General features: G+C 42.6%; 16 protein-coding genes and 1 riboswitch. Of the genes, 13 read left to right on the top strand and 3 right to left on the bottom strand.

Going from position 1 to position 20,980, the window contains the following annotated elements; translation table 11 throughout:
- Nucleotides 1-118: 118 nt before the first annotated feature.
- The 3 genes from CA600_RS00720 to CA600_RS00710 are packed head-to-tail and all read left to right on the top strand — an operon-like array spanning nt 119 to nt 3,599.
- Nucleotides 119-862: a polyphosphate polymerase domain-containing protein gene (locus CA600_RS00720; RefSeq protein ID WP_094868434.1), complete on the top strand. Its 744-nt coding sequence runs from the start codon at nt 119-121 to the stop codon at nt 860-862.
- Nucleotides 855-1,535 carry a DUF4956 domain-containing protein gene (locus CA600_RS00715; protein WP_094868433.1) on the top strand — a complete coding sequence of 227 codons (681 nt, stop codon included), beginning with the start codon at nt 855-857 and terminating at the stop codon, nt 1,533-1,535. The genes CA600_RS00720 and CA600_RS00715 overlap by 8 nt, the downstream gene beginning before the upstream one ends.
- A gap of 24 nt (nt 1,536-1,559) precedes the next feature.
- A complete protein-coding gene (locus CA600_RS00710; RefSeq protein WP_094868432.1) occupies nt 1,560-3,599 on the top strand; it encodes a carbohydrate-binding domain-containing protein in 2,040 nt (679 codons plus the stop codon).
- A 64-nt stretch (nt 3,600-3,663) separates the two neighbouring features.
- Here the strand turns inward: CA600_RS00710 and CA600_RS00705 are convergent, their stop codons facing one another.
- Nucleotides 3,664-4,293, bottom strand: a complete 630-nt coding sequence (locus tag CA600_RS00705; RefSeq protein ID WP_256989669.1) for a TetR/AcrR family transcriptional regulator — start codon at nt 4,291-4,293, stop codon at nt 3,664-3,666.
- 199 nt (nt 4,294-4,492) lie between these two features.
- Here CA600_RS00705 and CA600_RS00700 point away from each other — a divergent pair, with 199 nt between their 5' ends.
- The 3 genes from CA600_RS00700 (at nt 4,493) to CA600_RS00690 (ending at nt 7,199) form a co-directional block, all read left to right on the top strand.
- Nucleotides 4,493-5,254 (top strand): SDR family oxidoreductase, encoded by a 762-nt coding sequence (locus CA600_RS00700; RefSeq protein WP_042131593.1) that lies wholly within the window; start codon nt 4,493-4,495, stop codon nt 5,252-5,254.
- A gap of 120 nt (nt 5,255-5,374) precedes the next feature.
- Entirely contained in the window at nt 5,375-6,169 is a 795-nt protein-coding gene (locus tag CA600_RS00695) for an alpha/beta fold hydrolase (protein ID WP_094868431.1), read from the top strand.
- Between the two features lie 40 nt (nt 6,170-6,209).
- Nucleotides 6,210-7,199, top strand: coding sequence for a sensor domain-containing diguanylate cyclase (locus CA600_RS00690; protein WP_094868430.1), 990 nt, complete (start codon nt 6,210-6,212; stop codon nt 7,197-7,199).
- Between the two features lie 15 nt (nt 7,200-7,214).
- On the opposite strand, the gene CA600_RS00685 is transcribed toward CA600_RS00690, so the two are convergent.
- On the bottom strand, nt 7,215-8,066 hold the full coding sequence (locus tag CA600_RS00685) for a leucine-rich repeat domain-containing protein (RefSeq protein ID WP_094868429.1): 852 nt from the start codon (nt 8,064-8,066) through the stop codon (nt 7,215-7,217).
- A 245-nt stretch (nt 8,067-8,311) separates the two neighbouring features.
- On the opposite strand from CA600_RS00685, the gene CA600_RS31060 reads away from it, so the two are divergent.
- The 4 genes from CA600_RS31060 (at nt 8,312) to CA600_RS00665 (ending at nt 16,556) form a co-directional block, all read left to right on the top strand.
- Nucleotides 8,312-8,608 (top strand): helix-turn-helix domain-containing protein, encoded by a 297-nt coding sequence (locus CA600_RS31060; protein WP_094868428.1) that lies wholly within the window; start codon nt 8,312-8,314, stop codon nt 8,606-8,608.
- A gap of 52 nt (nt 8,609-8,660) precedes the next feature.
- Nucleotides 8,661-9,662, top strand: a complete 1,002-nt coding sequence (locus CA600_RS00675; RefSeq protein WP_306440366.1) for an EAL domain-containing protein — start codon at nt 8,661-8,663, stop codon at nt 9,660-9,662.
- A 113-nt stretch (nt 9,663-9,775) separates the two neighbouring features.
- Nucleotides 9,776-10,330, top strand: coding sequence for a hypothetical protein (locus CA600_RS00670; RefSeq protein WP_094868427.1), 555 nt, complete (start codon nt 9,776-9,778; stop codon nt 10,328-10,330).
- Between the two features lie 168 nt (nt 10,331-10,498).
- Nucleotides 10,499-10,585, top strand: a riboswitch (cyclic di-GMP riboswitch).
- Between the two features lie 157 nt (nt 10,586-10,742).
- Nucleotides 10,743-16,556, top strand: a complete 5,814-nt coding sequence (locus CA600_RS00665; RefSeq protein ID WP_094868426.1) for an NPCBM/NEW2 domain-containing protein — start codon at nt 10,743-10,745, stop codon at nt 16,554-16,556.
- 89 nt (nt 16,557-16,645) lie between these two features.
- On the opposite strand, the gene CA600_RS00660 is transcribed toward CA600_RS00665, so the two are convergent.
- Nucleotides 16,646-18,397, bottom strand: coding sequence for a sulfatase-like hydrolase/transferase (locus CA600_RS00660; RefSeq protein ID WP_094868425.1), 1,752 nt, complete (start codon nt 18,395-18,397; stop codon nt 16,646-16,648).
- 256 nt (nt 18,398-18,653) lie between these two features.
- On the opposite strand from CA600_RS00660, the gene CA600_RS00655 reads away from it, so the two are divergent.
- The 3 genes from CA600_RS00655 (at nt 18,654) to CA600_RS00645 (ending at nt 20,707) form a co-directional block, all read left to right on the top strand.
- Nucleotides 18,654-19,202 (top strand): LemA family protein, encoded by a 549-nt coding sequence (locus tag CA600_RS00655; RefSeq protein ID WP_179281471.1) that lies wholly within the window; start codon nt 18,654-18,656, stop codon nt 19,200-19,202.
- 55 nt (nt 19,203-19,257) lie between these two features.
- Entirely contained in the window at nt 19,258-19,893 is a 636-nt protein-coding gene (locus CA600_RS00650; RefSeq protein ID WP_094868423.1) for a response regulator, read from the top strand.
- A gap of 271 nt (nt 19,894-20,164) precedes the next feature.
- Nucleotides 20,165-20,707, top strand: coding sequence for an NAD(P)H-dependent oxidoreductase (locus CA600_RS00645; protein WP_094868422.1), 543 nt, complete (start codon nt 20,165-20,167; stop codon nt 20,705-20,707).
- Nucleotides 20,708-20,980: the final 273 nt, after the last annotated feature.

Genomic DNA, 20,980 nt, shown 5'->3' with positions numbered 1-20,980 from the left:
TACGATTTACACCTCTGTTTGTGGGATGTAAAACCATTTAAGATTCATTAAAGGTTTGGGATCTAAGATACATTCATAAGCACAAGAGACAACGATAAACAGAAAGGAATGGTCCCATATGGCGATTGAGGTATTCAACCGTTATGAGAACAAATATTTACTGGATAACGAAGCCTACTATAAATTTTATAACCAATTACTTGAATACATGGAGCTAGACGATTTCAACAAGCAGCATGAGTTTTATTCCATAACCAACTTATATTATGATACTGCGCACAATACGCTGATTCGTAACAGTCTTGCGAAGCCGAAGTACAAAGAGAAGCTGCGTTTAAGAGCTTACGGTGTGCCAAATCAAGATACAAAGGTTTATCTGGAAATCAAGAAGAAGGTGTTCGGGCTGGTGAATAAAAGAAGAACGTCGCTCAAATTGGACGAAGCTTATGCTTTTGTTGCCACAGGCAGGGAGCCAGAATTCGAGGACTACATGAACAAACAGGTGATTGAAGAGATTAAATACTTTTTAACGCGATATGAATTGCAGCCTAAAGTGTATCTGTCTTATGACCGCAAAGCGTTGTTTTGTAAAAATAATCGTGATTTAAGAATCACGTTCGATACGAATATCCGAAGTCGGCGGTACGATCTCAAGATGGAGCATGGCGTTTATGGCGAACCATTACTAGAGCCGGGTCAGTGGCTGATGGAAGTAAAGGCTGAAAATACGATTCCGGTCTGGTTAGCAAAAATGCTCTCAGAGCATCAAATGTACCGTACAAGCTTCTCCAAATACGGTAATGAATATAAAAAAATGCTGAAGAACAGTAAAACAGATCGGGGGAGTGCTCTTTATGCTTGATTCATTATTTACCGTAGCAACGAGTACAGAGCTAACGTTTATCAACGCAATTCTAACTATTTTTATAGCTATCGCCCTTGGCGGGATCATTAGCTACACCTATATGAAGACAAATTCCGGCGGGTATTCGCAAAGCTTCACACTCACGATGGTACTGCTGCCCGTAATTGTGGCCATCATCATTCTGCTTATTGGCAGTAATGTTGCCAGAGCCTTCAGTCTTGCCGGAGCATTCTCCATCATTCGGTTCAGAAGTGCGCCTGGCGATCCGAAGGATATCACCTTTGTATTGTTCACCATGGCATCAGGACTTGCCTGCGGGGTAGGTTCTTTCGGATACGCGGTGTTGTTTACCCTTATTCTGTGCGCCCTGATGTTTATTCTTAATCGGACTAATTTTGGGGTAAGAACAACATCGCAAAAAACACTAAAGGTAACTATTCCAGAGAGTCTGGGGTATGAAGAAGCCTTCGCAGAAGTTTTCAATACATTTAATGTAGGGTATGAGCTTAAGAAGATTAGAACGACTGAGCTTGGCAGTTTATATGAACTGGTCTACTCCGTTACGCTGAGTGAGGCTGTGAACCAGAAGGAGTTCCTGGATGCGATCCGTACTCGAAATGGGAATCTAGATCTCTCGTTAACCATGACTCCCACTGTAAATGACTATTAAAATGACCGGAAGGATGGATGGAATATGAAAAATTATATAACAGTCAGTAAAATAGGGATTTTGTTATTGTGTGCGGGACTCATGTCGGCTTGCAGCAATAATAATACAACAGCACAGTCTGAAGCTACGTCGAGTGAATTAACGTTGAGCCAGAGTGGAGCTGCTACTGAAGTACAATTGGCAGGTGCTAAGCTGTCGGACTTGGTAACGTTCGATGAAGACGATTCTAATACAAGTTGGACGGCGGACCAATCCACGGATATTGCCCTGGCTGGCACGAGCGCTGTTGTCGAAGGTGCGGGAGCTGAATCCAAAGATGGGTCAGTGGCGATTACTGCAGCAGGAACCTATGTGCTTTCGGGTAAGCTGAGTGATGGGCAGATCGTAATTAATAATCAGGATGACGGAATTGTACATCTGGTGCTGAACGGTGTGAACATTACGGACAGTGACAGCGCTGCAATTTATATTAAAGAAGCGGGTAAAGTGATCATTACCTTGGAGGACGGAACAGAGAACTCCGTATCGGATGGGGCAACTTATGTCTATGCTGATGACACTACAGATGAGCCTAGTGCAGCTATCTTTAGTAAAGCAGACTTAACAATCAATGGCACAGGGAAGCTGTCTGTTTCTGCTAATTATAATGATGGGATTACAAGCAAGGATGATCTCAAAATCATGAGTGGCATCCTTGAAATTCAGGCTGCTGATGACGGGATTGTCGGTAAAGATCTAGTTGCTGTGCAGGATGGAAGTATCAGCATTACAGCTGAAGGTGACGGAATCAAATCGACCAATGATACCGAAACGGATAAAGGCTTTATTGGTATCACAGCAGGAACGTTTGATATTCAGGCTGGCAATGACGGAATTCAGGCGGATACTGCACTTGTAATCGATGGCGGAACGTACACCTTGGTTACAGGCGGAGGCAACGAGAATGGTGAAGTGAAGACAGGTGATCCAGGGACAGGCATGGGCATGAGAGGTAATCGTGGACAAGGAACAGGTGGCCAAGCACCAGGAACAACAGATACATCGACATCAGAAGCAAAGCCAGAGACAATGCCGGAGGCGTCACAGCAGGAAGCGTCAACTACATCAACAACGGCAGAATCCGAAACAGTAAGCACTAAAGGGTTGAAGGCTGGAGGAGATATTAGCGTAAACAACGGAACATTTAACATTGATTCTGCTGATGATGCAGTGCACAGCAATAGCAACGTTGCGATAGCCGCTGGAGAATTTAACATCAAAACTGGCGACGATGGAATTCATGCGGATGCCTTGGTGGCGATATCCGGTGGCAAAATTGATATTACGAAGAGCTACGAAGGGATTGAAGGAGCGAACATCGCGATGTCCGGAGGCGAAGCTCACGTAGTCTCTTCTGATGATGGAGTGAATGTTGCAGGAGGTAATGATGAAGTGACTGTAGGAGGTGGCCCTCAGGAGCAGGATCAGTTCAGCGATGCTGCAGCTAATGTACTCACGATTAGCGGAGGAACATTAACGGTCGATGCCACAGGTGACGGATTGGATTCGAACGGCTCTATCGTGATGTCCGGTGGTACAGTAATTGTTAACGGACCTACTAATGGTGGAAACGGCGCTCTCGATTACGATGGCAGCTTTGAACAGAGTGGCGGTACTCTAATAGCCGCGGGAAGCTCGGGTATGGCTCAGGCAACGTCTGACACCTCCAACCAACATGCAGTCAGCATGACGTTCCCTCAGATCCAGAAGGCCGGAGCATTGGTCCATCTGGAGGATAGCGAAGGAAACACAATCCTAACCTTTGCTCCATCGAAAGATTATCAGTCGCTCGTGATGAGTTCCCCTGATTTGAAAGACGGTGGATCATACACCCTCTACTCGGGAGGTACCTCGACTGGCAGTGAAGCAAATGGATTGTATACGGATGGCGAGTATACTGGAGGAACGAAAGTAGTAACGTTTGAAATCACCAGTAGTGTAACTTGGCTGAATGAATCCGGAGTAACCACCGCGAACACCAATCAAGGCCCAGGTGGCGGTGGTGGTGGAAAAGGAAGACCATAATCTATAAAATGCATATTAAAAGCCACTCCAGCACATTGGAGTGGTTTTTTGGTGGTTGAGATAATTAGTCGCTATTAATAGAGAGCAAATTCTGCTTAATGGGTTGATTTGAAGTCTTTATGATCACATTATGTGAATTAAAAGACAGAATTTGAATCAGCTGCTCGGCCATATGGTTCGCAGTATATTTGAACCCTCCTTTTACCCATTCCATGATTAATCCAAATAGAGCATAGGCCGTATAGCTAGAAAATAATTCGATATTTATATTGTTATTAGTATGATTAACCGCGACTAAGTCCTGCTTGGTTAGCTCCTTTAAGATGTCACAAATCTTATTTTGAAACCCAGGCAGAACATTGGAATTTACAATGATGGTATAAAAATTAGAATAGGAAACGACATGCTCAAAAATTTTGATGCTAGAGGTAGTAAGCTCACTCACCATAAATTTATCGGTATGGAGATAGGGATCTTTATAAGCCTTAATTAAATCCTCCAGCACATCATCAATTAACTCATTCAGAAGTTCTTCTTTGGTTTGATAATGCTTATAGAAGGTTCCACGGTTTAAATCGGCTAGGGTAACAATATCGGTTATCGTAATGGTGCGGAAATTCTTTTTTTCCATGAGTAATATCAATGCATTTTTTAGTTCTTTCCTCGATTTACTTGTTCTTCGATTTTTAAGCAACAGAAGACCACCTAACTGTCTATTTTCTAACCCTATTTCAACACAATCCTGCTTTATATTTATTTATGAACATTTGGTGTCCCGTTTGTATATTGATAGTTAAATTGCAGATGATTAAACTTAAGTAGAATAAATTTTAATCGTTTTAGAGATTTTATATATTAATACATTATAGATAAACGTAAAGGAGACTTCCAACATGAAACTTCAAGACAGAGTTGCAGTTGTTACCGGAGCAGCATCGGGTATGGGGAAATCTATCGCAGAGTTGTACGCTAAAGAAGGTGCTAAAGTAATAGTAGCCGATCTTAACCTGGAAGGTGCGGAACAAGTCGCAGCAGGAATCGTTAGTAATGGTGGAGTAGCTAAGGCGTTAAAAGTAAATGTTGCTCTAGTCGAAGATATCAATAACATGATTGATACCGCAGTAAATGAATATGGAACGCTAGATATACTAGTGAATAATGCGGGTATTATGGATGGATTTGAGCCAGTTGGTGATATTAATGATGAGAGATGGGATCTTATCTTTGACATCAATACCAAAAGTGTAATGCGGTCCACACGTAAAGCGCTACCTATTTTCCTCGAAAAAGGAAAGGGCGTTATTGTGAATACCGCTTCTACAGGTGGCGTAAGTGGTGCTCATGCTGGAGCAACTTATACTGCCTCCAAACATGCAGTAGTAGGCTTGACAAAAAATACAGCTTTTATGTATGCCAACAAAGGCATTCGTTGTAATGCCATCGCACCAGGAGCTACTGCCACTAACATTAGTGCTTCTATGAAAAATATTAATGAGTTCGGCATGAGCCGTACTCAACTTACACAGGCTGTAATTCCTCGGGTGGGTTCACCCGAAGAAATCGCACAAGTTGCGTTGTTCCTGGCTTCCGATGACTCCAGTTTTGTAAACGGAGCAGTCCTCGCTGCCGATGCGGGATGGACTTCTGCATTCTAAAATTAGATAGCATAAAAACTCCGCTAGAGATTACTCTAGCGGAGTTTTTTATGCGCTTGATATTTCCAGGCCAACCCTTCAAAATAGAGAGAATGCTAACTATAAAGGGAGTTATATGAAATGAACGATGTTAGGGTGCGGAATCACGTGAAAGTGATTGGAGAAGGAGAACGAACCATTGTTTTTGCACATGGATTTGGGTGTGACCAGAGCATGTGGCAGTTTATTACGCCCTCTTTTGAGAAGAAATATCGAATCGTTCTATTTGATTATGTAGGCTCAGGTAACTCTGATTTAAGTGCATATACAACAGATAAATATCATACGCTCCACGGCTATGTACAGGATGTATTGGATGTCATCGAAACGTTGGAACTCAAAGATATTATTTTTATAGGTCATTCGATTAGCTCTATGATCGGGATGCTTGCTTCGATTGAGCGGCCGGATTATTTTGATAAAATGATTATGATAGGTCCTTCTTCATGTTATTTAAATGAGGGGAATACTTATTTCGGAGGCTTCGAGAAGAGTGATATTACTGAGCTTCTGGAGATGATGGAGATGAATTTCGCTGGCTGGGCTAGCTTTATGGCACCTCTTGCTATGAACAACCCTGACCCGATGTTAACGAAAGAGCTGGAGCGCAGCTTTATCTCGGCAGATCCTGTTATTGCAAGGGAATTTGCAGAAGTTACGTTCTTTTCAGATCATAGGGAAGATCTACCTAAGGCTACAATCCCTACACTTATTCTACAATGCTCGGATGACAGTATCGTACCTATAGCGGCTGGAGAATATCTACATAAACACTTGAATAATAGTACCTTCCGTTTAATGGAGGCTAAAGGGCATTACCCACACATTAGCCATCCTGAGGAGACCATCACTTTAATTAATGAATATCTTACGTAAGCTAGATGAGATTATGCTGTGTTGAAAGGATATTTAGATCATGGATGACCGATTAAGATATGCGCCTTGTGGCTATGTTTCTATTACCCATGAAGGAATAATCAAGGATGTAAATCAGACGTTTTTGGACCGTATGGGGTATAAACAGGTTGATTTGGTGCATAAGCATTTTGAATCTATCATGTCTACGGCAAACAAGCTTATTTTTCATTCATACTTCTATCCTTTTATTAATCTTAATGGACAGGTGGAAGAGTTATTTATAAATCTGAAAGATAGTGATGGTAAAGCGGTTCCCTATTTATTGAATGGCAGAAGGCTCGAGTGTGAAGGTGTAGAGGTCATTGATTGTATCCTGGTACAGATGGGAAAACGTATTGACTATGAGCTGGAGCTTCGGTCTGCCAAGAAGCAAATAGAAGTGGCTTATTGGGAAAAGGATCAGGCGCTTGCCGAGCTCAAGCGAATTCATTTAGAAATTGAACAGAAACAAGCCGAGCTGCTGGAGATGAATGCCGTTTTAGTAGAGTTATCTAATACAGATAAGCTGACTGGGCTGAAGAATAGAAGGTTTCTTCAAGAGAAGCTGGAAGAGCAAATTGTAGGGTACGGCCAAGTTCAAACAGCATTTTCGCTGTGTATTATAGATATTGATCATTTTAAAAAAGTGAACGACACCTATGGGCATCAGACAGGTGACTATGTGCTGGAGAAAATGGCGAGTATCTTGAAACTGCAATCTCGTAAAGAGGATATTGCGGCTAGATATGGCGGTGAGGAATTCATACTTCTTTTACCTAATACAGACATCTCGGAGTCAAGGACTATAGCTGAGAATTTACGGCAGTCTATCGCGTATTCAACTTGGGAAATGGGCCGGATAACGGTGAGCATTGGTGTAGCTACATTTATTCCAGCCGATTCAGAAAACACCCTGCTGCAAAAAGCTGATCAAGCGCTCTATGCCTCTAAAGAACAGGGGAGAAACCGCGTTACCCACTTCATAGATTTGAATGAAAAGCTTCTTTAACAGGGGGCTTTTTTGTTATTTATAGACGATACATCCTCTTTGCTCTAATTGCTCTAAAATGTCTGTTTCCTTCAAGCTGTGATTCCATCGGAGATCCAGTTTCTCTAATCGTTCTAGTTGTAGAAGGGAATTCGGAATTTCTTGCAGGTTATTATCTCTTAGGTCAAGCTCAACAAGGCTGCTTAATTGACCTATTTGCTCAGGCAGCTGATTCAGTTTATTTTTTCGAAGGTTCAGTTTTCTTAACTTGCTTAGTTTACCGATGGATGAAGGTAGTTCAGTGATTCGATTATCATTTAAATCAAGTATCCGAAGTTCTTCTATAGCACCCAAATGCTCGGGTAACAAGACCAGTTGATTACCATACAGATGGATCTCTCTTAGCCCTTTTATTTGTGTGATTGAATCTGGCAGACTTTCTAGCTGATTGTAATATAGCCGCAATTCAATTAGACTGCTCATTGCGCCTAAAAGAGTAGGCAGTTGCTTGAGATTATTATCTGTTACATTCAGATACTTGAGTTTCTGGAGATTACAAAGCTGCTCCGGCAGCTGCTCGAACTGATTATTACTTAGGTATAGAAAAGAATCCAACCCCCGTAGTTCTCCAATACTCTCCGGCAATACCTTGAGTTGATTATGGCCTAAATCAAGCATTCTTAAGTGAACTAAACGACCGATGTTCTCGGATAACCGTTCGATGTCATTACCCGCATAATTTAGTACCTCTAATTCATCATGAAGGAAGAGTTGATCGGGAATCTCTTTAATATGGTTGTTGTACATGCTCAGTTCTAGTAGAGGATTGCTCTCAAACACGATCTCTGGCGTTTCTGTAAGTCCTTTTCCGTCAAAATTATATCTCATAGAAGGTTCTCCTTTGTTATTGGTATTGGCAATCGTTACGATAGAATATAACAGGATAATGATTTATTATCTGTATGTTGGTATACAAAACTATGGCGTGTTTTAGAAAGGAATAATGAGATGGAAGCTTCTTTTTGGAAAAGGGGATTTCTTTGGCGATCTGGATGTGATCCATCCCTCCAATGCAAGAGTGATATCAGCGGTGGCGATGAACGATACACTACCCGTTAGTTAAGGAACAATTGATGCTGCTGCAAATGGATCGTTTATTTTTATCGAATCGGTTATTACCCGAAATGAAATTTCATGCTGCGAGAGCGCGTGCAATTTTTACTCTAAGAAGACTATACCAAATATTCGGGATAGAGGAGCAAGGCGAGATGAGGATTAATCTCCGGCTGACCCATCAGCAGTTCGCGGATATAATCGGAACGCTCAGGGAGACGGCTACCCTTGTGCTTAAAGATCTGCAAGAGCAAAAGATTATTGAGATTCAACATCAACAGTTAACCGTGTTAGACCTGTCGTACTTACTGGAGTAAACGGATTTTGATTGAGAATAGTAGTTCTGGGAGCTTTTTAAGAGAATCGAAGATGAAAGGGGTTATGAATGTGGCTTGTAATCATTGTGTAGTAAGAGAGCTGAATTTTGAAATTAAGGCTCATGGCGAGCTTAATCTAAGGATGTTACCTGAGGTTATTCATCATTTGAGTAGAAGCAATACGATACATAAGGTAGAAGAAAATGTGATTACGATTAAAGAGGCTGGGGCGCGGGATTTTCTGGATTTCTGTAATGATCATATGGCGTCGAAGCAGATTGAATTCCGTATAGATGACCAAACATGGAGACCTCTATCCGAGATGCCCACTGTACTTGATATGGAGTGGATTGATGAGGTTATCACTAAGGGGTTAGTGATTTGTCACTTCCAGCCAATCGTGAATGCAAAGGAAGAGATTTTTGCATATGAGGTCTTATCCAGATTTAAAAAAGAAGATGGAGCCCTTATCTATCCTAATGAGATCTTTACGGCGGCACGCAATCGTGGCCGTTTATATGCTTTAGACCGGTTATGTAGAATGACTGCTGTAAAATGTGCTGCACCCTTAAATAAAAAAACGTTTATTAATTTTATCCCAACGTCGATCTACGCTCCAGAGTTCTGCCTAAGATCAACAGTTGAATTGGCCAATCAATTAGGCGTAGATCCCTCTCTTTTTGTCTTTGAAGTTGTTGAGACGGAGAAAGTGGATGACCTTGCTCATTTGAAAGCTATTTTGACATATTACAAGGATCGGGGATTTGAATACGCTCTAGATGATGTTGGCGAAGGCTTCAGCACAATCGAGATGTTATTGGCACTTAAACCCCATTACATGAAGCTGGATATGAAATATGTTCAGGGTGTGTCTAGTGATCCGAGCAAGCAGAAAGTAGCAGAACAGTTTTTAGAAAAGGCATTAGAAATCCAATCCGTTCCCTTAGCAGAAGGAGTGGAATTTAGAGAGGACTTTGAATGGCTTAAGCAGAGTGGTTATCAGTTGTTTCAGGGATATTTATTTGGAAAACCTGACCCTATTCCCAAACAGTGATCCTAATGAGTAGATCTCCGTCTAGAGGATGAGATGAATTCAGGTCAGAGTCTGATTACAGGTGAGCCCCGGGGCTGTACAATTTAGGTAATTGAGAAGGGGGTCGGATGAATATGGAATGGCATAAATACATCACACGTTGGGCAGATTCCAGGGGCTGGGAAGGGCGAGAGATTGATTATCAGTGGCCTTCTCCCTCATTTCCAGTGGTAAGTATTCGCAGCAATTTAGGTCGCTACTCTGGTCAGGGTTATGGCAGCAGACCTCGTGTGAAGACAGCTGTTGGATTAATTGCTATTGGAGATATAGCTGTAGGCTTGATTTCCATAGGTGCGATAAGCGTAGGGGTTCTATCCGTGGGTGCAATATCACTAGGAATGTGGTTAGCACTTGGAGCGATAGCACTTAGCTGGCTTGGCTTCGCAGCTGGGGCGATTGCTATTGCAGGAGTGGCTGTAGGAGCGATCGCGATAGCCGAAAAAGCGTTGGGTGCTGTCGCCATAGGGGATACGGCATTTGGAGCGGTAGCCATAGGACGGATTGCTGGGGGAGCCGTAGCTATTGGACAATGGGCATATGGTCTAATCGCGGTTGGCGAGCATGGCTTTGGGTTAATTCCGATCACAGGTGATGTGTGGAATTGGTTTCGGCGACTATTTGGAGGTTGAACGCTCCTCCAGTCCTAAAGTATCACTCTTCGTCTGGGACAGTTGATAAATAATATCGATCAGTTAGAGGAAATTGATTGCAATTACCTATGTCGATCAAATATCAATTTCATACCAAATAATCATGCAATAAGATGCATAGTTATGTTAACCTTTGTAATGTAATCGAAACTTCATAGGCAAACCTATGGAAATGTAGGGACGCAAAGCTATAGGGACTAAGGTTATCACGACTATTGTCAGCCAGCTGCCAAAGAGTGTATAACGCTTTTTGTTTTTAAGGTTTAATAAAAATTAAGTCTTAATTTTTATGCAACTTTAGCTGCAATCAAGCTACTCTTTCGGGGTAGTTTTTTTTGTGCCCATTTTTAGGCATTGAAGAGATTCATATTACATCTGGGGGGTAGAAAAGATGAAAAAAATGATTGCAATCGCTACATCGGCAGCCATGTTAGCTAGCTTTTCGAGTGAGGCAGGTTATGCTTTAGCAAGTGATGTAAGCAAGGTAACTGTAGTGAACACTGTAGTACAAAGCAAGGCTGACCTAATAAGCAATGCGTCAGTTATTCCGTTTGATCTGTACGGCAAGGCTATCCTAGGCGCTTATAATGATGTTTTTAGAATGAATCCTGCGAATATTAAATCCATTACCAATAACGGTGGTAACTACTCAGGTTCACCTATAGCTAAGGCTATTGATGGCGATATGAGTACGCATTGGGAAACGGGCAAACCGAATAGTTCAACGTTTACGAATGAGGTTGTCTTTGTATTCAATGAGTCCACTGAATTAAATAGAATTGTATATGCTGCAAGACAATCCAGCGCAAAGGGTAAGGGGTTTGCCCAGGAATTTGATATTTATGGCTCAACAACGGATGCAGGCGATTATACGCTAGTATCCTCTGGAGAATATAAAGGCGGAGCAGGTGACGTAGTAGAGGTGCAGTTTGACAGGGCAACCTTTAAGAGACTTAAATTTGTCTTCAAAAAAGCTAACCAAGATTGGGCGAGTGCGGCTGAGTTTTCTTTTTACAAAGAAGATGCCGTATCCGCTAAAATGAAAAATTTATTCACAGATGACAGCTTGAGTCAAGTTAGCGCAGCATTTAATACGATGGAGAAATTAACGGCTTTAGAACAAGAAGTGCAGACACATCCACTGTACGCGCAGTTTCAAGCAGATATAGAGAATGCAAAAGTACTTCTGGAGAATCATCAAATAGAGGCAACAGCGGCTAAGGTTTCGAAGCTAAAAGGCTATGGTACAGCATATGAAAATGCCTATAGCGAAGCTTATAGAATGCCCAACTCAAACGTATCAAAAGTAACGGTGAACGGCGGAAGCTACCCAGGTACGAAACCGGAATACATGCTCGATGACCAACCGAATACACACTGGGAAACCAATAAAAACAATGACGACAGCTTCACGAATGAAGTTGTGTTTGAGTTAGCGCAAGCGAAAGTATTAGATAGAGTGGCTTTCCTGGCTAGAGATAACCGCAAAGGCTTCCCAGAGGCTTTTCAAATTTATGCATCAGAAACAAGTAAGGGAGAGACCTTCCAGCTCGTATCTAGCGGAACCGCGACTAGTACGAATGACTTTCTGGAGTTTAAATTTGAACCTACGAAGTTTAAAAGATTGAAATTCAAGTTCACAAAAGCCAATATCAACAGACCCTTTGCAGCCGAATTTAGATTTTATACAGAGGATAAAGTAAGTGAAGCTGTAAATGGTATTTTCACAGATGGCACGATGAGTGCGGTTGTTCCTGCTTATAATAGCGTCGAAGCAATCAACGAATTAGAAGAAGCGGCAAAAGTACATCCGCTCTATCCAATCCTGAAAGATTCTTTGGATTTAGCTAAGAAGCTAGTGAATGGTGAAATTCAAACCGAAGGCACCATCATTGAGGCGGAACAACGTGGAGATATGAAAAAGCATGCGCAAGAAAACCTGAGAATTGGTTTCGGTACGAACAACCAGCCTACAGGTCTCGTTGCAATGCCTGGAGATACGATCAACGTTTATGTGGACGCAGCTTCGAGCGATAAATTGCCTTCTTTAGTCTTTTCTCAACAAGAGGCGGCTTGGAACGTTTGGGCTAGCAGTGTGAAATTGCGTCCAGGTAAAAACACAATAACCGTTCCTGAATTTGCGACGAATAGTTATTATGCACATGAAGTGACTAAGGGCGGTACAGTGTATATCGTCAATCCATATACAGCGGAGGAACAAGGTAAAGCACCTATGATCCGGTTCGAGGGGCTTACCAAGATCCCTATGATGACCAAGATTACAGATCCTGAACAATTCAAAGCCTTCTTAACCACCTATAAACAAAAAATAGATGAAGATAAGGCAGCGCATCCGAATGTTCAAGATCGCAAGCTCATTGATGTGGTGGAAATGGTCAGCGATCATGTTATTTTCACAGGCACTGCGACAGAAGCTTATAACATGTTTATTACGCAAGGAAATGATCCGCTGGGTACCGTAACCGGCTATGATACTTGGATGAAGACGATCTTTGACTTCTATGGCTTGGATGGCAGTAGTGTGATTCATGATGCCAAGCTAATTCGTGAGAATATCCGATTGATGCAGCCTTATGGTGCGATGTATGCAGCGGGGGACCATACAGGGATACAACTTGGAACCGTGGGGACAATGTTAGGTGATTTTAACAAAGTCTATCCAGGCTGGGGATTGAATCATGAAATAGGGCATCGCTTGGCGATGGGCGAACGAGAATATGGTGAAGTAACCAATAATATGGTGTCTATGCTGATGTCAGTCTATGCGGACTCGATGGATACTCGTATTCCTTTTGAAAGTGATATATATAAATATGTAATCGAAGAAAATAAAGTGGTTATGAATCAGCAGGGCTTATTTGCACAGCTTGGTGCCTATTGGCAGTTAGAATTGGCGCATCCGGGTTACTGGACAGAACTGACCAAGCTGTACCGCGAGCGGAAGGTCTCCCTTCCGAACGGCGACAATTCCAAGCAGCAGTATTTGGTGGAGTTCTCCTCTGAAGTGCTGGGGTTAGACTTAAGTAGCTATTTTGCCAGACATGGCTTCACTGTGAATCCTGAAACAAAAGTGAAGTTAGCTAAATATCCAGCACCGAAAAAGCTCTGGTATTTAAACAATTCAGTGGTTCATTATGAAGGAACAGGAATAGCAGATAAGAATGTTGCGATAAAGGTTAATATCACGCCTAACACTACTGCTAAATCGAACACACTAAGCTTCAGTATGGATACGGATCTTAAGAAAGATTTCTTAGGTTATGAGGTGTATAGAGACGATAAGTTAGTAGGGTTTACAGGGACTGACCAGTTCGTGGATACGAATGTAGATAACAGCATCAATTATACGTACAAGATCGTTGGTTATGATAAGAAGCTGAACTCACTGAAGCCGGTACAGGTTAAAGCCTTCAAGCCAGCGTTATCTGTTGAAGATCAAATCACGTTAAAGCTTAATCAAGCTTTTGATCCGATGAACTATGTAAAAGCGACTAACTATCAAGGAAACGATATTACGGCTAATGTCACCCTGAAAGCAAATACCGTTGATGTAACGCAAAAAGGCGACTACGAAGTGGTGTATGAAGTGAAGAACGAAGGGGTTACAGAAACCAAAACAACACTGGTTACGGTAACGAGTGACTATGCTTATCTTTCGGATCTTAATGCCAAGTCAGTCGTTGTTGGTTGGGGTGAATTAAAGAAAGATAAAGCCGTTTCTGGTGGAATCATCAGCCTTGTTCGACAAGGGCTAGCTGCAACCTATGCCAAGGGAATCGGTGTACATGCGAACTCTGAAGTTGTTTATGATATTGAGGGTATAGGTTATGACTTCTTTGAAAGCTACATCGGGATCGATCAAGCGATGAAAGGAAAGCCATCCTCTGCAACCTTTGAAGTGTATGTAGATGGAGAGAAGAAATTCGCGAGTGATGTTTTCCGGGCAGGGACAGAGCATGAATTGGTGAAAATACCTGTGACAGGTGCGCGCGAAGTGAAGCTGGTTACCACAGATGCTACAGATGGCAATGCTTCAGATCATACGGTATGGGCCGATGCGAAGTTTACGAATACTTCAAGTAAGCCGACCATCACAGTGCCGGAAGAGACAACTTTCGTTAAGTTGAATAGTGAATTTGATATTTTGACTGATGTCATAGCCGTTGATAAGGAAGATGGTAACTTGATTGGAGCCGTTGAGGTAAACCCGAATGGTTTCACTTCAAGTAAAACAGGCACTTACACCGTCGAACTGTCAGTTACAGACCGGGATGGGAATACAGCTGTGCAGACCCGAAAGATCGTTGTGTACAGCGCTAGTAAATACTTGAGTGATACAGCTTGGCAGTCGGCAAGAACGGATTATAATGTGGTTCGTAAGGATAAGGCAAGTTCTAACAATCCGATTAAACTACTTGTAAATGGCATAACCAAAGAATTTACGAAGGGCTTAGGAACGCATGCTAACTCTGAAATTGTGTATAATCTGGCGGGTGCTAATTTCGAATATTTTGAAACATATGTAGGGGTTGACCGAAATATCCCAGAGCAAAATAATTCTAGTGTGATCTTCAAAATCTTTGCCGATGGGGCAGAAGTATATAATAGCGGACTGATGAAATTTGGCACGGAAGCTAAAATAGCTCGAATCCCTGTGAAGGGTGTAAGTGAATTGAAATTGGTATTAGATAATGCAGGTAACGGAAATGCATCAGATCACGGTGATTTCGCGGATGCGAAGTTTATGATTCTGAACAGTACGCCGGAGCTTACGATCCCTAAACCTGTATCCACCAAAGTAGGGCAAGCCATAGCCATAAACGAAAGCTATTCGGCAACGGATTCAGAAGATGGTGACTTAACGGCTCAAGTAAAGGTTACGGGTGAAGATCAGGTTAAATTCAACAAAGCTGGAAAGTATCCGATCACTTATATGGTAACCGATAGTGATGGAAATACGACCACGAAGACTAGAACTATAGCCGTAGTAGACATGACGGATTTTACGTATCTGACGGATTACGACTGGAACTCTACTCAGAACAGCTATACCGCACCTTTGAAGGACAAATCTGTTAGTGCCAATACGCTGAGATTAACAGATAAGGGCAATCAAGTGGTGTCTTACGAGAGAGGGATTGGAGCGCACTCCAACTCGACGATTGTATACGATCTAAGCGATAAGAACGCGGACTACTTCACTTCCTATGTGGGTGTAGATCGGCAAATGTACGGTACGGTTGGTTCGGTGAGCTTCGAAGTGTTCGTCGATGGAGAGAAGAAGTTTGATAGTGGACTTATGAACTCCAGAGATCCACAGAAATTTATCGAGTTAGATGTTAATGGAGCCCAAGAGCTGAAGTTAGTCGTTACAGACGGTGGAAATGGCAACGGATCTGACCATGCTACATGGGGGGGGACCAAACTACATTTCGCGAATGGAGATCACCTATTCACTGGAGATCTGGAACAAGCGATTGCTGTGGCGAAAGCAATTTCTCTTGAAGGTTTCACAGCCGAGAGTATTGCGGTGTTTACGGCCAGTCTCTCGGGTGCAGAAGCAGCTTTGGCTAATCCTTCGGTCACACAAAGTGAGGTAGATGCAGCCGTAGCGGCGTTACAACAGGCAGCAGAGGGTCTGACCGAAATAGACCTTAAGCAAGAAATCACGATTGCAGACCCATATTTAAGTGCCTCAATCAAGGCCGCACTAGGCGTATCTGGACAGCTAACGCTAGGGGACATGTATAAACTTACGACGTTAACGAGCGTAACTGGAAGAGCTAAATCTTTGGAAGGTCTTCAGTATGCTAAGAACTTAGAAACACTTAATATTGCTGGAAATGAAATTACGGATTTCTCTCCACTACAAGGATTGACTAAACTGACTAGCTTATTGGCCGACCCACAAGTGATTGAGATAGCACAATTAGAGGGTCCTGTAGTTGAATTGACCAATCTGGTGAAAGGGCTCGATGGCAGTAAAGTAATTCCTAGTTCAGCAGGGGTTAGAAACACTGGGACATTTAAAGAAATTATGTTTGATATGAATGAATGGGCAGCTAATCCAGAGGTGTTCACCCTAGATCTATCGAACGAAGAGAAGGGAACTTACATGCTAGGGGTAACTTATCAAGTTGCAGGTAATCTCGTGCAATTGATTTCTTTTATTAATAATCCTTAAATTCATAGGCACAGGAAAACAGGCGAATTGTGGTGTATTCAACCATGACTCGCCTGTTTTTTATTGAGCTTATCTAATAAGCCTCACTTTTATTTGGTGGCCGTCTGGGTAGGCGTTAAGCGCTTTTGGCTCCGCTGCTCTGCTAGTAGATGGTTCATCCATTGCTGAATACTTCTGCTCTGCACTGTTGCTAGGGTGGTGTGAGCAAGGTTGCGAGCTTCTAAAGGATCTTCAGTTAAGTTGTAGAGCTCAAACTCCTCAGGTACGGGTACTGTTTTAACTTTTGTAGTCCATTCACCGGGTTTTCCCTCCACAGGCTGGAGCGTGACATCCTGTACCCCGGGCTCACTCCAAAACTTAGGATTATCGAAATAGCGGGAAAATTTCCATAGCTCTGTCCGACCCTTTCTTTGGAGATACGTTAGAATCGTTTCAATATGGTTCGGCTGAACGACGGAGGAATAGGGTTCTCCCAAGGGATTTGTCTGATGCTGGCCGCGAGTCACATCATCGTCGGTCATGAAATAGACGGGGGCATCAGCAATCGCAGAGGAATCGTGCCCCAGTATCTGAGGTGCAAGATTACGGCCCACAAAAGGGCGGGCATCACTGAATCTATTTTGCATACGGCTCTGAAGGTTTGTGATGTCCAGATTGGCGAGCCCCAGCATAGTAGGAATCAGATCTACATGGCTTGTTAGGGCATGGGCATCCTGAGATTTGGGAAATAAGCGTCTATTATGGATGAGAAAAGGGACATGTAGAAATTCTTCGTAGGCAGAGTACCATTTTTGATGGAGATCGCCATGAGCTCCTAATAAATCTCCGTGATCGGAAGTAAAGATGACGATGGTATTGTCATAGAAAGAAGAGCGAGTTAGAGTCTCGAAGATCTTTCGCATTTGAAGGTCCGCGTTTTTTTGAAGTTGATAATACAGTTGGCGATAAAAAGGCTGGTCAATAATAGGCTGCAAGGCTTTTGGATAGAGGTCCCGGTAGCTGGCTTGGCAGCGCGGCTTGGTAGCTAATGATTCATTTTGCGTCGGAGAGGGAGCAACCTCAGGCATAGGCTCGACCTCAAACCTAAAATTAGGCAAATGTGCAGTGAGGGCTCCGTATAGAACAATATCATGTGGATTTACAAGGGAAGAGACGAGAAGCCAGGGTGGAGCGTTGTTGTTCTGGTTTTTTTGGCGATCCAGTGCTTGAATGATTTCTACAGTTTCTGCACCATATACCTCGTCGCGTCCACTTAATCCGATCGCGGCTGAGGAAGCAGAGTTTCGCGGATTTTTTCCAATCGGATCAGGTCCCACCCAACCAGAGAACCCAAAGTTATCTAAACGGTTCGCTCGTAAATAAATTTCTTCAAGCTGCCTGTCAGGGACGCCAGTCACCGAATTATAGCTGGGCAAGCTGTCATGGGTACCGGGAATGATAATATCCTCATTGGAGATATGCCACTTCCCTTTATAGTGGGTTTGGTAACCGGCTTCCCGGAAGTAGTCACCCATTGTAGGTACAGTGTTACTATCCAGCCAAAACATATTGGAATCAAAGGATTCTTTGGCAATTCCTACTGTTTGACTGACACCATGGAGCGAAGGATAGTGACCTGTAAACAGGGTTGCCCGGCTGGGACAGCAGGCCGTAGTTCCGATGTAGTGTCTGTGGAACTCAAGGCTATGGGATTTTAATAATTGCTGTGTGACTAGATTCTGACGTCGCCATTCTCTGATTTCGGGATGTTCATATATGGGGGCATATCGCTCCTCATCTACGAGAATAACAAGAAAATTGGGCCTCTCTAAACGGCGTGATGATCCTGTAGTGCCACTCATGGCAAACACATCCTTGATTAGATTATTTACTTAGACTATGTGGGTTGACTCCAAAACAGTAGCCTATCAGGAAGACCTTTTTAAAGTTTGTTTTGCAAAAAAATCCAATTTGTCATATGACAAAAGAAATGACAACGCTCACTATAAGCAGACTATTCTTTTCACTATACTTAATCAGAAGTAAATGAAATTAAATTAAATTTCTATTTTTGCTATTAAACGGTATCAAAAATATAAATATCTAGAGGTGATGCAAATGTTAGGAATCGGGTTGATCATCGTTATTATAGCTGGAGCCTATTTAATCGTTGCTTGCAACCAATTGATCATGATGCGTAATCGTGCGAAAGAGTCCTTTGCTACCATTGAAGCCTATTTACAGCAACGATTTGAGGCGCTGATGGAAGTATCGGAAATGGTTATCTTTTATGCCGTAAATGATCGTGAGACATTGGCGTTAGTGAATAGAATGCGTGCGGGCTTAAAGGATCATCAGCTACCTGTTGAGAAACTAACTAGATACGTGGAAATGGAGAAGTATCTTCATACCATAAATGTTCAGGTGGACAATTATCCCGAGCTAAAGGCTGGTGATGAGTATATTAAATTGCAACGAAGTATAAATATTTTAGAGGAAAAATTATCAGCCAGTAGACGGATCTATAATACAAATGTGACAAGCTACAATACGATAATTAGCACCTTGCCTTATCGTTTATTTGCAAGAGCTGCGGGGTTTAAATCAGAAATCTTACTCAAAATGGAGGGAGCCAAGCGGTCAGAGGTTAATTGGAAGGTATCCTAAGACGCTTTGCTCTGGAAAATTAAAGAATGCATGATTGTTTGAGGGAGTGGTTTCTATGAAAATCGTTATTGTGGATGATCATCCGTTAGTTAGAAGAGGGTTGGCATCTGTCATTTCAATGCAGCCAGGTGTGCAATTCGCTGGTGAAGCTACGAATGGTCAAGAAGCATTTGATGTGATTGAAGCGACAAAGCCGGATATTGTTCTCATTGATCTAAAGCTTGTTGATGAATCGGGCTTGGATGTCATTAAGACAGCACGTGCTCGCGGCATGGTTAGTAAGTTCATTCTGCTGACTTCCTCTGCAAGCAGAGAGGATTTTTTGAGGGCTGAAGAAGCAGAAGTAAACGGATATGTCCTAAAAGAGGCACTGCCGGAAGAGTTACTCTTTGCTATCCAGTTAGTGCATAAAGGGAGAAAGTACTATGATCCTGGTCTAATGGAAGAAAAGATGCGTATTAGCGGCAGCAGCCCGGCGGATGAATTGACATCGAAAGAGAAGGAAGTATTGATTGAACTTGGACAAGGTGCTTGCAACAGAACGATTGCTACACGTCTCTTTATCAGTGAATTTACGGTGAAGAAGCATGTCAGCCAGATTTTAGCGAAGCTGCAGGTTAATGATCGGACACAGGCGGCATTGTACGCAAACGCGATAGGGCTAACGAAATATGAAATGTCTTATGAGTAAAATATGTCATCAGCATTATATACGAGGAGGTGTCTCAGCAGCCAGTTCATAGCTCCTGGGGCACCTCCTGAATTTTTCTTTTTTGTATGTAATGTATTTAGGAAGCGGCTATGTAGTCCTCCGCATCCTTAAAGCTGATTCGTTTAAGTCCAGTTCAGTGAGTACTCACCTTTAGGTAAGTACATGAACTAAATGTGCGTACTTACGCATTTCCTTGATGTGGGTTACACTCAGTTTCAGAAACAGATACCGCTCAAGGAGGGAAAAACATATGAAAACACTTATTATCGTCACGCATCCAAACATGGACACGTCCATCGTCAATAAACGCTGGATAGAGGAGCTCCGCAAATACCCGGAAAAATATACGGTTCACGAGCTTTATAAAGCCTACCCGGATGGAAAGATCGACGTGGAAAAAGAACAACAGCTGGTTGAAGCTCATGACAAGCTGGTCTTACAGTTTCCCCTCTACTGGTGGAGTTCCCCGCCGCTGCTAAAACAATGGTTCGATGAAGTATTCACACACGGATGGGCGTACGGATCGAAGGCCAAAGCATTAATAAACAAAAAAACGGCTCTGGCCGTAACAGCCGGGGGAACGGAGCATGATTTTAGTGTGGAAGGAACCTTAGGAAAGACTCTTGAACAGTACCTGGTTCCCTTTGAAACGACTTTGTCGTACTGCAAAACTAATTACCGCTCTTTCTTTGTCTTTTATGGCGCTGAACACTATTTAGCAGATAACAGCGATTTACCACTTATTTTGGACCGCAGCGCGCAGGGGTACGTGGAGTTTCTTGACAAGCTTTAATGTAACAAAAAGAAGCAGTATTTCTATCAAAGGAAATGCTGCTTCTTTCCATGTTAAATTTGGAGCGGCTCTGTCTCCGACTTAACATCGGATACGATGTTTTCCTCTCCCCATATGCATATCATATCAAGCACGGAATAATCGCTAGAACTAGCTCCTATAGCTTCTACAGTAGGCAGATCACCAATTGCGTAGGGTAGTCTATGTAGAAAAGATACAATTTGAATCCTCCGTATTCTGGGATGATTGAGTGTTTTTTTCTATATTATCACA

It is taken from the genome of Paenibacillus sp. VTT E-133280 (assembly GCF_002264385.1).
In the GTDB taxonomy this organism is placed as follows: domain Bacteria; phylum Bacillota; class Bacilli; order Paenibacillales; family Paenibacillaceae; genus Paenibacillus_AQ; species Paenibacillus_AQ nitricinens.
The sequence above is the reverse complement of the archived record's forward strand: the minus strand, read 5'-3'. Positions and strand labels throughout refer to the sequence as shown.

Excerpts from the sequence above, each read along its gene's own strand:
- CA600_RS00660 (WP_094868425.1), bottom strand. The coding sequence starts at position 18,397 with ATGAGTGGCACTACAGGATCATCACGCCGTTTAGAGAGGCCCAATTTT.
- CA600_RS00720 (WP_094868434.1), top strand. The coding sequence starts at position 119 with ATGGCGATTGAGGTATTCAACCGTTATGAGAACAAATATTTACTGGAT.
- CA600_RS00655 (WP_179281471.1), top strand. The coding sequence starts at position 18,654 with ATGTTAGGAATCGGGTTGATCATCGTTATTATAGCTGGAGCCTATTTA.
- CA600_RS31060 (WP_094868428.1), top strand. The coding sequence starts at position 8,312 with ATGCTGCTGCAAATGGATCGTTTATTTTTATCGAATCGGTTATTACCC.
- CA600_RS00670 (WP_094868427.1), top strand. The coding sequence starts at position 9,776 with ATGGAATGGCATAAATACATCACACGTTGGGCAGATTCCAGGGGCTGG.
- CA600_RS00700 (WP_042131593.1), top strand. The coding sequence starts at position 4,493 with ATGAAACTTCAAGACAGAGTTGCAGTTGTTACCGGAGCAGCATCGGGT.
- CA600_RS00645 (WP_094868422.1), top strand. The coding sequence starts at position 20,165 with ATGAAAACACTTATTATCGTCACGCATCCAAACATGGACACGTCCATC.
- CA600_RS00695 (WP_094868431.1), top strand. The coding sequence starts at position 5,375 with ATGAACGATGTTAGGGTGCGGAATCACGTGAAAGTGATTGGAGAAGGA.
- CA600_RS00665 (WP_094868426.1), top strand. The coding sequence starts at position 10,743 with ATGAAAAAAATGATTGCAATCGCTACATCGGCAGCCATGTTAGCTAGC.
- CA600_RS00675 (WP_306440366.1), top strand. The coding sequence starts at position 8,661 with ATGAAAGGGGTTATGAATGTGGCTTGTAATCATTGTGTAGTAAGAGAG.
- CA600_RS00690 (WP_094868430.1), top strand. The coding sequence starts at position 6,210 with ATGGATGACCGATTAAGATATGCGCCTTGTGGCTATGTTTCTATTACC.
- CA600_RS00650 (WP_094868423.1), top strand. The coding sequence starts at position 19,258 with ATGAAAATCGTTATTGTGGATGATCATCCGTTAGTTAGAAGAGGGTTG.
- CA600_RS00715 (WP_094868433.1), top strand. The coding sequence starts at position 855 with ATGCTTGATTCATTATTTACCGTAGCAACGAGTACAGAGCTAACGTTT.
- CA600_RS00685 (WP_094868429.1), bottom strand. The coding sequence starts at position 8,066 with ATGAGATATAATTTTGACGGAAAAGGACTTACAGAAACGCCAGAGATC.
- CA600_RS00710 (WP_094868432.1), top strand. The coding sequence starts at position 1,560 with ATGAAAAATTATATAACAGTCAGTAAAATAGGGATTTTGTTATTGTGT.